This is a genomic window from Neisseria blantyrii, assembly GCF_962747855.1.
Classification (GTDB): Bacteria; Pseudomonadota; Gammaproteobacteria; order Burkholderiales; family Neisseriaceae; genus Neisseria; species Neisseria viridiae.
Map to the genome: position 1 here is coordinate 133,439 of NZ_CAUIZY010000006.1, position 13,061 is coordinate 146,499.

The window sequence follows — 13,061 nt, forward strand, 5'->3', positions numbered from 1 at the left end:
CCTGCGGGCAGGCTTCGCACTCTGAAGGTTCGGACGGCATTCTTTCAGGGTTGAAGCGCGTGCTCTCCGCATTGCGGCGGCGGACGGGGAAAATGGTGCGATGGAAAAGGAATTGGACGCTTTGAGCGGCGATTATACGGGTCGTCTGACGGATACGTTGAAAAATGCGGTCTATATCCGCCTGAAAACGCCTTTGGGAAGCTGGTGGGCGGACGGGGCGCTCGGCTCGCTGCTGCATCTTTTGGGGCGCGAGAAGGATGTGGACAGGGTCGCGCTTTTGGCGCGGCAGTATGCCGAGGAGGCTTTGCGCCCGATTGTGGCGGACGGGCGGGCAAAAAGTATTGCGGTGCGCGCCACGCGTCCCGCGGGCGGCAGTTTGGTGCTGCATATCCGTGTGGAGACGGCGGCGGGCGGGTTTGATTACGACCATCATGTGCCCTTGGCCTGATGGTTTTTAAAGGGTGTTTGAACGGTGTTTGAGATTCCGTCTTTTGAAGCGGTACGCGATGCGCTGCTGCGGGATACGAAGTCGTTTTATCCGAATGCGGACATCGGCGCGGACAGCGATCATTTTGTCCATGCCAGCCGTCTGGCGGCTTGCGCATCGGGGCAGTATGCGCATCAGGCGTGGATTGCGCGGCAGGTGTTTCCAGATACGGCGGATTCGGCGTATTTGGAACGGCACGCGGGTTTGCGCGGCATCTACCGCCGCTATGCGGTGGCGGCGAAGGGGACAGCGGTGCTGTCGGGGCTTGCGGGTTCGCGTTTTGCGGCGGATTTGCGGATTTCGGCGGACGGGCGGTTTTATGAGACGCTTTCAGACGGCGTCATCGGGCAGGACGGCAGGGCAGACGTCGGGATTGCGGCTGTCGAAGCGGGCGCGGCGGGCAATGCGGCGGATGCGGCGGGCGTGTTGATGTCCGCACCGCCGGGGCTGTCGTCGGACTGCGTGCTTTCGGCTTCGGGCGGAACGGATGCAGAGGGCGATGCTTCGCTTTTGGCGCGGCTGCTGGATGTGCTGCGCCGTCCGCCGGCGGGCGGCAACAAATACGATTACCGCAATTGGGCTTTGAGTGTGGACGGTGTGGATGCGGCTTATGTGTATCCGCTGCGGCGCGGTTTGGGAACGGTGGACGTAGCGGTAACGGCGGCGGGCGGCGCGCCGTCGCCGGAGACGGTTGCCAAGGTGCAGGCGTATATCGACGAGGTGCGCCCGGTTACGGCGAAAAATGTGCGCGTGCTCGCGCCGGATTTGACGGCGGTGCCGGTGTCGGTGCGGGTCAGGACGGATGGTGCGCCGCTTGAGGCTGTCAGGGAGGATATCCGCGCCGCGCTCTCGGCGTATTTTGAGACGCTGTTGCCGGGCGACGGTCTGACGGTGTCCAAAATCGAAGCGGCGGTGAGCAATGCGGCGGGGGTTGCCGACCGCGTGCTGCTTGCGCCGCGCGAGAACCGTGCGGCGGATATGACGGACAAGACGGAATGGTTCCGTTTGGGCGCGGTAACGGTGGAGGCTTTGTGAAATCTTATGCGGATGTGTCGGCGTCGCTTCTGCCGCCGGTGTCTTATGCGCGCAACGGGGCGCGCGTCGCGGCTTTGATGCGTATCGACGGCAATGCTTTGGATGCGGTAAACGGCTCGGCGCAGGAGGTGGCGGATCTACCGTTTCCGGGCACGCAGGGGTCGGATGTCGCGGCTTGGGAGCGTGTGTTGGGTTTGGACGGTGCGGGACGGCCGCGTGCGGCGCGCGTGGCGGCGGTGCTGGCGAAACTCAATGAGACGGGCGGCCTGTCGATTCCGTATTTCACCGCAATGGCGCGCGCGGCGGGCTATGCGGTTTCCATCGAAGAGCCGCAGCCTTTTCGGGCGGGCATCGGACGGGCGGGCGGAAGGCTCGCGCCGGAAGATGTGATGTTTGTTTGGCGCGTGCATGTCGGCAACCGTGCGGCAAGGGTGTGGCGTTTCCGGACCGGTGTTTCCGCCGCCGGCGATGCTTTGGGCGGCTTTGCCGACGATGTGGTTGAAACTGTGTTTAATGATTTGAAGCCGGCGCATACCGCCGTGCATTTTGTTTATGAGACTTGATTATGCATCCTATCGATACGGGCGATAAGCTTTTTCACGACGGCAACGGTACATCGGAGCCGGGGACTGTGTTGCCCGCGTGGTGGCTCAACCAAGTGCAATCCGAGCTGCTGGCTGTGCTGACTGCGGCCGGTATCCAGCCGGATAAGTTGCAGCCTAATCAATTACTGGCAGCACTGAATAAGCTGGCTGTAGTTACCACCGGCAACCAAGAAATCGGCGGCGACAAAACCTTTACCAGCCTCACCACCCTGAAAAAAGGCGCGATTGTGGCCGACAGCATGGGCGACTTTAATGCCAACCAATACCTGCAAATCGGCGCAAACAACGTAAACGCTTATTTTTACAACAAGCGCAGCGGCAAATACCTCTCCATGCGTAACGACGGCGAATTACGCTATGACGGCAAGCGCCTGCTCAATGTGGACGACCTAGCCGGCATGATACCCAGCGGCGCGGTGATGTACTTCGCTGGGCAGACCGCCCCGCCCGGCTGGCTCAAAGCCAACGGCGCGGCCGTATCGCGCACCCTCTACGCTGACCTTTTTCAATCCATCGGTACCACCTACGGCACAGGTGACGGCCGCACCACCTTCAATCTGCCCGACCTTCGCGGCGAATTCGTGCGCGGCTGGGACGACGGCCGCGGCATCGACAGCGGGCGTACACTGGGCAGTGCGCAAGGCGATGCCATCCGGAATATTACCGGCAAAATTGACAGCGGAAAAAACAGCGCACTGCAACTGTTCGACTACATCGAGCCGACGGGCGCGTTTGGCGTGGAAAAATCATGGAAACAGTGGACAAGCGAAGGCGGCGGCGGAAATGACAATATTCCGCGCGCCATCACTTTCGACGCCTCCAGCGTCGTCCCAACCGCGCCCGAAAATCGCCCTCGCAACATCGCATTGTTGGCTTGTATCAAAATTTAAGGTCGTCTGAAAGGATAAATCATGAGCGAAAACCAATACCCGCCAACCAAGCCCGTCTGCCAGTTGGATGCCGACAACCTCTACCTGCACCAAACCGTGGCCGACCTCGATCCGCTGGCCGCAGACGGCGGCTACCTGCTGCCGGCCGGCTGCGTGGACACCCAGCCGCCCGAAACCCGCGCAGGCTTCGCCGCCCGCTGGCTACCCGAAAGGGCCGAATGGCAATACCTGCCCGACCATCGCGGCAAAACCGCCTACCGCACCGATGACGGCGCGGAGGTGCAGGTTGAACAGGTGGGTGAACTGCCTGACGAACTGACCTTTACCCCGCGTGAAAACGTGCATCAAACATGGGATGCCAAAGCGAAGGCTTGGGTATTGCCTCCGGACGTTGCCGCCCGGCTCAAAGCCGAACAGCAGGATGAGATGTGGGAGCGCATCAAGGCCAAGCGTTACGACAACCTGCGGCATGGGGTTTATATCAAGTCCGTAGGCAAATGGTTTCAAACCGATGACGCCACCCGCCTGCAATACCTGACTTTGCGCACTCTGCCGGATGAGGCGTTTCCGCTGAAAGAACCATGGAAAACGATGGACAACACTTTCCTTCCCAAGGAAAAGTGTACCAAGGCCTTGTTTGACGAAATTGTTATGCAAATGGTAAATGATGAGACGGCTGATTTCCACAATGCGGAACACCATCGTCTGACGATGCTCAAAGCTGATAAGCCGCTTGAATACGACTACAGCAAGGGCTGGACAGCCAACTACTACACGCAATCCACGATGTCGTTAGCAGCTGCAGCAGGGGTTGGGAGGACTATCGAATGAACATGCAACCCATTTATCTAGCCCTCTATAAAGGCCGCCGCGACGGCAGCGGCTGGCGCGTATGGTGTGCCCGAGCCACCGACTGGCTGACCCGTATACTCACCCGCGGCCAATACAGCCACGCTGAGATTGCGGTGCGCGAGCATCCGCAGGCATCGGTTTATACCTGCTACTCCGCCAGCATCCGCGATAAAGGCGTGCGCCGCAAAGTGATGCCGCTGCCGGCGGCTAAATGGGATTTGATTCCGTTGCCCTCCACCCCGGAGGCACACGAGCAGCTGCAGCGGGTGTGGGTGGCCACCGAGGGCCAAGGCTACGACCTGAGGGGCGCATTGGGCATTGCCTTCGGGCTGCCGCAAAACCGCCGCCGCTGGTTCTGCTCCGAGTGGTGCGCCGCCGCATTGGAGCTGCCCGACGGCTGGCGCTGGTCGCCCAACGACCTCGCTGCCATCGTGCGCGCCCTATATAAGGAGGAGGCATGAAAATACCCGCCACAGGGGCGGGTATACGCAATAAGTAAGACGGCGGCGCGGCCGGTGTTTGCCCACCAAACCGCGCCAGCCACGCAGACCAGGCCTGCATGACCCAAGGCCGCCACCTCTAGAGGTGGGCGGATTCTAACATACTGGTAATGTGGGAGCTGCAAAAATGCAATATCGTTGCAAAAACTGTAATAAGCTGTTGGCCAAAGGCGAGGGTGAGCTGGAAATCAAATGCCCGCGCTGCAAAGCGGTCAACCAATTTGGTTTTTTAACAACCCTGAGCGCCCCGAGTGCCGAAATTGCGAACACTACGCAGAAAGGCACTTATGTACCGCAAAGCACCCCTGCCGTTCACCGGCCAAAAACGTAACTTTTTAAAGCTGTTTAAACAGGTGTTAAACGACCATATCCCCGGTGACGGGGAGGATTGGACAATCTTAGACGCTTTCGGGGGTTCCGGCCTCTTATCGCATACCGCCAAACAATGCAAACCGGCCGCCCGCGTTATTTATAACGACTACGACGGCTACAGCGCACGCCTGCAACACATTCCTGACATCAATCGCCTGCGCCACCTGCTTGCCGGGCTGCTGGTCCCCGTTCCACGCAGCAAACCGGTGCCGCAGGCAATTAAGGCCGCCATCGTGGCTGCCATCCGCAGCTTCGGCGGCTATATCGACCTCGACTGCTTGGTTTCATGGTTGCTGTTCAGCGGCAACACCGCCGCCGATTTGGACGAGCTATGCCGCAAAACCATGTACAACTGCATCAGCCTCAGCGACTACCCCGAGGCACAAGACTACCTGCAAGGCGTGGAGATAGTCGGCCAATCCTACCGCGAGCTGCTACCACAACATATCGGCAACCCGCGCACGTTATTGGTACTCGACCCGCCCTACGTCTGCACCCAGCAGGGCAACTACCGCAAGGCAGCCTACTTCGGCATGGTAGAGTTCTTGCGCCTGATGGCAATGGTGCGCCCACCCTTTATCTTTTTCAGCAGCACCCGCAGCGAACTGCCCGCCTATCTCGACCTCGTGGCCGAACTGCGCCTGCCCGGATGGGAGCGTTTTGCAGGCAGCCAAACTCTGACAGTGAGCAGCACCATCAACCGCAATTCAAGCTACGACGACCACCTGATTTATAAGTTCTGACAGCGGGCGGCATACTACTTTTAAAGACATAAGATAATCCCCGTTTAACAGGCCATTAAACGGGGATAAATTTGTGCAAAAGCTTATACAATTTTCTACGCTGCGGCGGTGCAAAAGCTGCTGCCAATTTGGGCAAAAGCTGCCGCCGCCTTACACGAAAATGCCGTCTGAAAAGCGCAAGGGCTTTCAGACGGCATTGTTTTTCTGTTTGACGGCCTCAATCCAAAATCTTGCCGACAATTTCGCCCACGTCTTTCGACAATCCTTTCTGCGCCCGAATGCGCTGCAATTCTTGTTTCACCAAGTTTTTGCGGTGCGGCTCGAGCTTGCTGCAGAGGTTGAACGCCTGCACTAAACGGGCGGCGACCTGCGGGTTGAAGCGGTCGATTTCGATGACTTTGTCGGCGATGAAGCGGTAACCGCTGCCGTTTTCTGCGTGAAAATGCGGGACGTTGCGGCTGAAGCTGCCAATAAGCGATCGGGCTTTGTTGGGGTTTTCAAGACTGAATTTCGGATGCTGCAAGGCGGTTTGAACCTGTTGCAGGGCGTCGCTGCGGCGGCTTAAGCCGACGAGGGCGAAATATTTGTCCATCACCAGCGCGTCGTCTGAAAACTTGTCGGCAAACTGCGCCAGCAGGCGGTTGCGCGTATCGCTTTCGTTACCGTTTACGGCGGACAGTATGCCCCATTCGTGGGTCATGTTTTGCGCCATTTCGCCGTATTTCTCGGCAACGGTTTCGATGTGCGCGGGGTCGGCGCGCAGGACAAAGGCGCGGCAGACGTTGCGCAGCGTGCGCCAACCGGCGGCTTCGGGGCTGTATTCGTAGCTTTGGTTTTCCTGCTTCGCCGCCTGACGGTTCAATTCGTGCCATTTCGGCAGGAAGTGGACGGCAAGTGTATCCAACAAGGCTTCGCGCGCCTGATGGTAGCGCAGTGGGTCGATGTTTTCCGCGCCGTCCCACAATTCGGCTTCAGACGGCACGCCCAAAAGCAGGGCTTTGAAGGCGTTGTCCAAGAGGTCGTCTGAAATGACTTTTTCGACGGCGGCAAGCAGTTTTTCGTGTTTCGGCAGCTCAACACCGTCTGAAAGCGCGGCAAGGTTGGTGGCGACGGCGCGGCGGTAGAGCGTTTGGGCGGCTTCCCAGCGCGTGAAGGCGTCGCTGTCGTGGGCGAGCAGGAGCAGCAGGTCATCGTCGCTGTACGGATAGTTCAGATGCACTGGCGCGCTGAACCCGCGCAGCAGTGAGGGAACGACGGCTTCGGTTACGCCTTCGAGCGGGAAGGTCTGTTCGGCTTCGGTCAGCAGCAACACGGCTTCGGTCGCGCGTTTGCCCTGATAATCGAATGCCACCGCTTCACCGTTGCGGTTCAGCAGCCCGATTTTGACGGGAATCATCATCGGCTGTTTATCCGCCATATCGGGCGTGGGCGGCACGGTTTGTTTAATGGTCAACTCGAAAATATTGTTTTTCAGACGACCTTCCGCTTCCAAAACGGGCGTGCCTGCCTGACTGTACCACAAGGCGAACTGGTCGAGATTGATGCCGTTCGCGTCCGCCATCGCCGCGCGGAAATCGTCGCAGGTCACGGCCTGGCCGTCGTGGCGTTGGAAATAGAGCTTCATGCCTTTTTGGAAGCCCTCTTCGCCGAGCAGGGTGTGATACATACGCACCACTTCCGCGCCTTTTTCATAAACGGTCATGGTGTAGAAATTGTTCATCTCCTCATAGCTGGCGGGGCGCACCGGATGCGCGGTCGGACCCGCGTCTTCAGGGAACTGATGCTGGCGCAGCAAGCGGATGTTTTCGATGCGGCGCAAGGCGCGGCTGGCGCGGTCGCCGGAAAATTCTTGGTCTCGGAACACGGTCAGCCCTTCTTTCAGCGAAAGCTGGAACCAGTCGCGGCAGGTAACGCGGTTGCCCGTCCAGTTGTGAAAATATTCGTGTCCGACCACGGATTCGATGCCTTCAAAATCGGTATCGGTGGCGGTGCGGCTGTCGACGAGGACGAACTTGGTGTTAAAGATGTTCAAACCCTTGTTTTCCATCGCACCCATATTGAAATCGCCCACGGCGACGACCATGAAAATATCCAAGTCGTATTCCAAACCGAAACGTGTTTCGTCCCATTTCATCGCGTTTTTCAAGGATTCTACGGCAAAGCCGACCTTGGGCTTGTCCGCTTCAGTGGTGTAAAACTCGATTTTGACGTTTCTGCCGCTCATGGTGGTGAAATAGTCTTCCGTTACCGCCAAATCGCCCGCGACCAAAGCAAACAGATAACTCGGTTTGGCAAACGGGTCTTCCCATTTCACCCAATGGCGGTCGTCTGAAAACTCGCCGCCGTCGATTTTGTTGCCGTTGGAGAGCAAAACGGGATAGCGTTTTTTGTCCGCAACAATGGTGGTCGTGAACTTGGACATGACATCCGGACGGTCGATGTAGAACGTGATTTTGCGGAAGCCCTCCGGCTCGCACTGGGTAAACAAATTGCCGCCGGAAGCATACAGCCCCATCAGCGATTTGTTTTCCGCCGGCAGGATTTCGGTTTCCACTTCGACGGTGAAGCGTTCGGACGGCACGCCCGTAATCGTCAGCGTCTCGCCTTCCAATACATAATCCGCCGCCGCCCCGTTGATTTTGACGGACAAAAGTTTCGCCGAACCGTCCAACACCAGCGGCTCTCCTATCCTCTGTGGCTCGACCGTCAAACGGGATTTCACGACGGTTTGCGGTTCGGCAATATCGAAATGCAGGTCGGTTTCGAGAATGCGGTAGGCAGGCGTTTGGTAATCTTTCAGATAACGGACGGTTTTGCTCATTTTTTTCTTTCAATATTGTTTGGTTTGACTGGAAAAGGCTTCAGACGGCACGGATACAGCTTTTAAAGCGGATTAACAAAAATCAGGACAAGGCGACGAAGCCGCAGACAGTACAGATAGTAAGGCAAGGAGAGGCAAGGCTGTACCGGTTTGAATTTAATCCACCATATGCCGTCTGAACCGAAACGGCGGCACAAGCGTACCGCCTTCGGGCAGCAGGTTTCTATTTCCACGCTTGGATAAATTCTGCCCAATGCGGTTTGTCTTCTGTTTGGGCGGAGAGATAGTTTCTGATCCGCTTGATTTCCATTTCGTATTCGTCCGCGTCGAATCTTCCGCTGACCAGACAGAAACGCAGATACATCAAATACGTATTCACGGCATCGGTTTCGCAATAATTGCGGATTTCCTTCAGCCTGCCCGCGTGGAACGCATCCCACACCTTGCTGCCGTCCATACCCAGCTTGCCCGGGAAACCGCACAGTTTCGCCATATCGTCCAGCGGCACATTCGCCCTCGGCTGGTAAAGCGCGAGCAAATCCATCAAATCGCAGTGGCGTTGGTGGTAGCGGCTGATGTAGTTGTTCCACTTGAAATCGCGGCTGTCGCCGAAATCGCCGTCGCCCATATCCCAATAGCGCGCGGCGTTGATGCCGTATATCAGGGAGCGGTAATGCAGTACGGGCAGGTCGAAACCGCCGCCGTTCCAGCTGACCAGTTGCGGCGTATGTTTTTCAATCAATTCAAAAAACTTGGCAATCACAACTTCTTCGCCATCGTCCATCTCGCCGATTGTGCCGACGTGAACCTTGTCCTGACCCCAGCGCATACAGCAGGAAACCGCCACAACCTGATGGAGGTGGTGCTGCATAAAATCGCCGCCGGTCTGTGCGCGGCGTTTCTGCTGCGCGAACAGCACCACTTCGTCGTCCGGCAGGGAAGACGGCAAGTCATACAGCGTACGGATACCCTGCACATCGGGTACGGTTTCAATATCGAAAGCCAAAATCGTATTCATGGCAGTACCTTGCATTCAAAAACAGACTTGCGCCTATTGTGTCATTAAAAGGCGGATAAAAAAAGAGGCAACCCCCCACAGGATTGCCCCAATACCTCAAATCAGAGATTTACGCTTCACAAACAATACAAGCTTTCGCCTGCGGCTTTACCCGCGTAGCTCAACTCTACGCCGGCAAACTTTCGTTTCACCGTTTCCGATGAAACTCCAACCAATCGCAAGACTGACCGGAAAATCCTTTCAGACGGCATTGCTCCGCTGCGTCTGTAATTCTGTGTAGCGGAATGTACGCCTTTTTTTACACCTTGCCAAGTATTTTTTAAAACAGGGGAATCAAAATACCTGATTTAGATTATTGCTTAAAATTATAAATAAACAAAATAAAATTCTATATATTTTTATAACTTGATATTAATTTAAATATTATGTAAATTTTTGGCACAAAATATCTGAATATCTGTTTAATGAAAAAGGCTTATATGAGATACTTGTTTACAACCTTATGTTTTTAAACAAATTTAATTTTAATATATTAATCGGATTTTCGGCATCCGCCCCCTTTGTTCGCGGAATAAGCCCTAAAACCTGATTTTGGTTTTTTGTCAATTTTAAAAAGCGTTGTTTTTACAAACAACTGAACCGTTAAAACCGTCCGGCAAATCCTGTTTGCACGACCCGGATTTCAAATTTCCAAAAACAATCAGGAATTTCGACTTGAAACGCCTGATTTGTTTTGTAATTTTATGTAGTCAGTAAAAATCGGGGCTGCCTTCCGGACGGGTTTTGAAACGCTTGTGCAGCCAAAAATACTGCTCGGGATGTTCGCGCACGCGTTCTTCGATAAAGCGGTTCATACGTTGCGCGTCGGCTTGCGCGTCTTCACCCGGAAAGGATTTCCAAGCGGGGTAGAATTGCAATGTAACCGTATTGTCCGCCTCGCGGACGGGGATGGCGGGTATCACTTTTGCATTTGCAAGCGCGGCAATGCGGCTCAAGCCGGTAATCGTTGCCGTCTGAATGCCGAAAAAATCCACAAAAACCGAATCGTTGCGTCCGAAATCCTGATCGGGCAGATACAGGAACGGCGCGCTGCTTTTGCGGAACTGTTTGACGAGGGCGCGCAGCCCTTCGGTGCGCCCGATGAGGAAGACGTTGTGATAGCGGTTTCGGCCTTTCAAAATCTGTTCGTCCAATATCTTGTTTTTTTGATGGGAATACATACTGATCAGCGGGACATCCTGATTAAGCGCGTACACCGCCATTTCAAAAGCGGTGAAGTGCGGATACAGAATGATGACTTTTTCCCCCGCCGCCAGCGCATCGTCCAAATAATGCTTATTGCGGTAGCGCACCAGCGATTTCAGGCGTTTGGCAGGCGCGTACCAATATAAGCCGTATTCGAGCATCAGTTTCGCCATATGTTTGAAATGCTGCTTCAATACGGTTTTACGCTTTTCCTCACTCCATTCGGGAAAACACTTCGCCAAATTGATTTCTCCGATACGGCGGCGCGGTTTGACCAGAAGGTAGGCAAGCGAACCCGTCAGGTCGGCAATCTTGTGCAGCAGCGCAAACGGCAGAAACTGCAAAACATACAGTACAAAAAATATAAATTTCATCTCGATACACATTTTCTTTTCAGACGGCAAAATACAAATGCCGTCTGAAACTATTGAAACCTTCCGCGCTTGACCTGCATCCCCGAAGGATTGAGTTTGGCGGCAAGCCCGTGGTTGCGTAAGGCGTGGGTCAGCGCGACGGCAAGACCGTCCGCCGCATCCGCCTGCGGCGTTCCCGAAAGCCCCAGCATCTGCACCACCATATGCTGCACCTGTTCTTTTGCCGCCTTACCCTTGCCGACTACCGCCTGTTTGACCTGCAAGGCAGTGTATTCCGAAACGGGCAGCTTATGGCTGACCAATGCCGCCAATGCCGCGCCCCGCGCCTGACCGAGCATCAGCGTCGATGCAGGGTTGACGTTGACGAACACCTGTTCCACCGCCGCCTGTTGCGGCTTGTAAACGGCAACGATTTCGCCGATGTGCCGCACAATCACGGCAATCCTGTCTGCCAGTGCGGCATTGGCGGGCGTTTTGATGCAGCCTGAGGCAACGTAAAAATGATCCCGCCCCCTAACATCGATGACACCGAAACCCGTTACGCGGCTGCCCGGGTCGATGCCTAAGATACGGACGGTTGCAGCCATATTCACAACAAACCGTGTTGAATCAGTTTTTTACGCAAGGTATTACGGTTCAGCCCCAACATGACGGAAGCTTTGGACTGATTACCGCCGCATTGCTCCATCACACACACCAGCAGCGGTTTTTCCACCTGATGCAATACCATATCGTACACGCCGCAAGGTTCGGTTCCTTTCAGGTCTTTGAAATATTGTTCTAAATTTTGTCTGATGCATTGAGAAATATCGGGAAGGGTATGGGGCATGATTGCACTTTCAAAGGATAATCAAGTGTTCAGAAGGCATTTGGGCGGTAGGCACACGCCCAACTGTCGGTTTTTTCAGCAAGTTTTTCAAGATAACCTGCAAGCATGTCGTATTGCGCCGCCGCACTGTCCAAGTAGTTGATTTCACGACGTGTCTGTTCGCCGTCGGGCATCTCGCCGATGTACCAGCCTATGTGTTTGCGTGCGATGCGCACACCGGCAGTGTCACCGTAAAACGCGTGCATGGCTCGGATGTGGTTCAAAATGGCGGCGGTACATTCTGCCAAACTCAAAGCAGGCGGCAAAACACCGTGTTCGGCGTAATGTTTCAAATCACGGAAGAACCACGGCCTGCCTTGCGCACCGCGCCCTATCATGATGCCGTCTGCGGCGGTTTGTTTGAGGACGGCTTGGGCTTTTTGCGGCGAAGTAATGTCGCCGTTGACCCAGACCGGGATGTTCAGACGGCATTTGGTTTCGGCAATCAGGTCGTAAGCCGCTTCGCCTTTGTACATTTGCGTGCGCGTACGTCCGTGGACGGCAAGGGCGGCGATGCCGCAATCTTCGGCGATTCGGGCGACGGCAGGCAGGTTTTTGTGGTCGTCGTGCCAACCCAAACGGGTTTTGAGGGTAACGGGAACGCCTGCCGCCTTGACCACCGCTTCCAAAATGGCGGCAACCAGCGGCTCGTCCTGCATCAGCGCGCTGCCGGCTTGGACGTTGCAGACTTTTTTAGCGGGACAGCCCATATTGATGTCGATGACCTGTGCCCCGAGTCCGACGTTGTAACGCGCCGCATCCGCCATCTGCTGCGGATCGCTGCCGGCAATCTGCACGGCAACGATGCCGCCTTCATCGGCAAAATCGCTGCGTTGCAGGGTTTTTCTAGTATTTCTGAGCGTCGGGTCGCTGGCCAGCATTTCGCACACCGCCCAACCTGCGCCAAAATCTCGGCAAAGTCGGCGGAAGGGTTTGTCGGTAATGCCTGCCATCGGCGCAAGTGCGATGGGGTTGTCGATAAAATAGCCGCCGATGTGCATAATGGGCCCGCGTTTCAAAAAAGTGCGCCATTGTACATTTTTTAAGCAGGATTTCCAATCTCCGGACGCGCCCGCGATTGGGGCAGGCACCGTTTTATGGCATAATCCGCACACAGATTCCCTGCCCCGCCACTCACAGGAGGGCAGTTTATAGTGGATTAACAAAACCAGTACGGCGTTGCCTCGCCTCAGCTCAAAGAGAACGATTCTCTAAGGTGCTGAAGCACCAAGTGAATCGGTTCCGTACTAT

14 protein-coding genes and 1 pseudogene are annotated in these 13,061 nt (G+C 55.8%); 9 read left to right on the plus strand and 6 right to left on the minus strand.

Going from position 1 to position 13,061, the window contains the following annotated elements; genetic code table 11:
• The first annotated feature begins 100 nt into the window (after window positions 1–100).
• The 9 genes and pseudogenes from Q9J80_RS06910 (at window position 101) to Q9J80_RS06945 (ending at window position 5,484) form a co-directional block, all read left to right on the plus strand.
• A complete protein-coding gene (locus Q9J80_RS06910) occupies window positions 101–448 on the plus strand; it encodes a phage GP46 family protein (protein WP_301673111.1) in 348 nt (115 codons plus the stop codon).
• Window positions 449–472: 24 nt separating this feature from the next.
• Window positions 473–1,522: a baseplate J/gp47 family protein gene (locus Q9J80_RS06915; protein ID WP_301673112.1), complete on the plus strand. Its 1,050-nt coding sequence runs from the start codon at window positions 473–475 to the stop codon at window positions 1,520–1,522.
• Window positions 1,519–2,085 (plus strand): YmfQ family protein, encoded by a 567-nt coding sequence (locus Q9J80_RS06920; protein ID WP_301673113.1) that lies wholly within the window; start codon window positions 1,519–1,521, stop codon window positions 2,083–2,085. The genes Q9J80_RS06915 and Q9J80_RS06920 overlap by 4 nt, the downstream gene beginning before the upstream one ends.
• Window positions 2,086–2,087: 2 nt before the next feature.
• A pseudogene (locus tag Q9J80_RS10905) lies at window positions 2,088–2,334 on the plus strand (tail fiber protein); the annotation flags it as partial.
• Window positions 2,335–2,546: 212 nt separating this feature from the next.
• Window positions 2,547–3,017 carry a phage tail protein gene (locus Q9J80_RS10910; RefSeq protein WP_308446904.1) on the plus strand — a complete coding sequence of 157 codons (471 nt, stop codon included), beginning with the start codon at window positions 2,547–2,549 and terminating at the stop codon, window positions 3,015–3,017.
• Window positions 3,018–3,038: 21 nt separating this feature from the next.
• Entirely contained in the window at window positions 3,039–3,848 is an 810-nt protein-coding gene (locus Q9J80_RS06930; RefSeq protein WP_301673115.1) for a DUF4376 domain-containing protein, read from the plus strand.
• On the plus strand, window positions 3,845–4,330 hold the full coding sequence (locus Q9J80_RS06935) for a hypothetical protein (RefSeq protein WP_301673116.1): 486 nt from the start codon (window positions 3,845–3,847) through the stop codon (window positions 4,328–4,330). Before Q9J80_RS06930 ends, Q9J80_RS06935 begins: the two co-directional genes overlap by 4 nt.
• 166 nt (window positions 4,331–4,496) lie before the next feature.
• Window positions 4,497–4,700: a Com family DNA-binding transcriptional regulator gene (locus Q9J80_RS06940; protein WP_301673117.1), complete on the plus strand. Its 204-nt coding sequence runs from the start codon at window positions 4,497–4,499 to the stop codon at window positions 4,698–4,700.
• Window positions 4,657–5,484, plus strand: coding sequence for a DNA adenine methylase (locus tag Q9J80_RS06945; protein WP_301673118.1), 828 nt, complete (start codon window positions 4,657–4,659; stop codon window positions 5,482–5,484). Before Q9J80_RS06940 ends, Q9J80_RS06945 begins: the two co-directional genes overlap by 44 nt.
• Before the next feature lie 217 nt (window positions 5,485–5,701).
• Here the strand turns inward: Q9J80_RS06945 and pepN are convergent, their stop codons facing one another.
• The 6 genes from pepN to dusB all read right to left on the minus strand — a co-directional run bounded on the left by pepN (window position 5,702) and on the right by dusB (window position 12,811).
• Window positions 5,702–8,305, minus strand: coding sequence for an aminopeptidase N (gene pepN / locus Q9J80_RS06950; protein ID WP_304672753.1), 2,604 nt, complete (start codon window positions 8,303–8,305; stop codon window positions 5,702–5,704).
• Between the two features lie 223 nt (window positions 8,306–8,528).
• Window positions 8,529–9,323, minus strand: coding sequence for a 3'-5' exonuclease (locus Q9J80_RS06960; RefSeq protein WP_301673120.1), 795 nt, complete (start codon window positions 9,321–9,323; stop codon window positions 8,529–8,531).
• A gap of 749 nt (window positions 9,324–10,072) precedes the next feature.
• Window positions 10,073–10,942 (minus strand): lipid A biosynthesis lauroyl acyltransferase, encoded by an 870-nt coding sequence (locus tag Q9J80_RS06965; RefSeq protein ID WP_301673167.1) that lies wholly within the window; start codon window positions 10,940–10,942, stop codon window positions 10,073–10,075.
• A gap of 50 nt (window positions 10,943–10,992) precedes the next feature.
• Entirely contained in the window at window positions 10,993–11,529 is a 537-nt protein-coding gene (gene ruvC / locus Q9J80_RS06970) for a crossover junction endodeoxyribonuclease RuvC (protein ID WP_301673121.1), read from the minus strand.
• Window positions 11,530–11,531: 2 nt separating this feature from the next.
• Window positions 11,532–11,771, minus strand: coding sequence for a Fis family transcriptional regulator (locus Q9J80_RS06975; protein WP_107820164.1), 240 nt, complete (start codon window positions 11,769–11,771; stop codon window positions 11,532–11,534).
• A 29-nt stretch (window positions 11,772–11,800) separates the two neighbouring features.
• A complete protein-coding gene (gene dusB / locus Q9J80_RS06980) occupies window positions 11,801–12,811 on the minus strand; it encodes a tRNA dihydrouridine synthase DusB (protein ID WP_301673168.1) in 1,011 nt (336 codons plus the stop codon).
• Window positions 12,812–13,061: the final 250 nt, after the last annotated feature.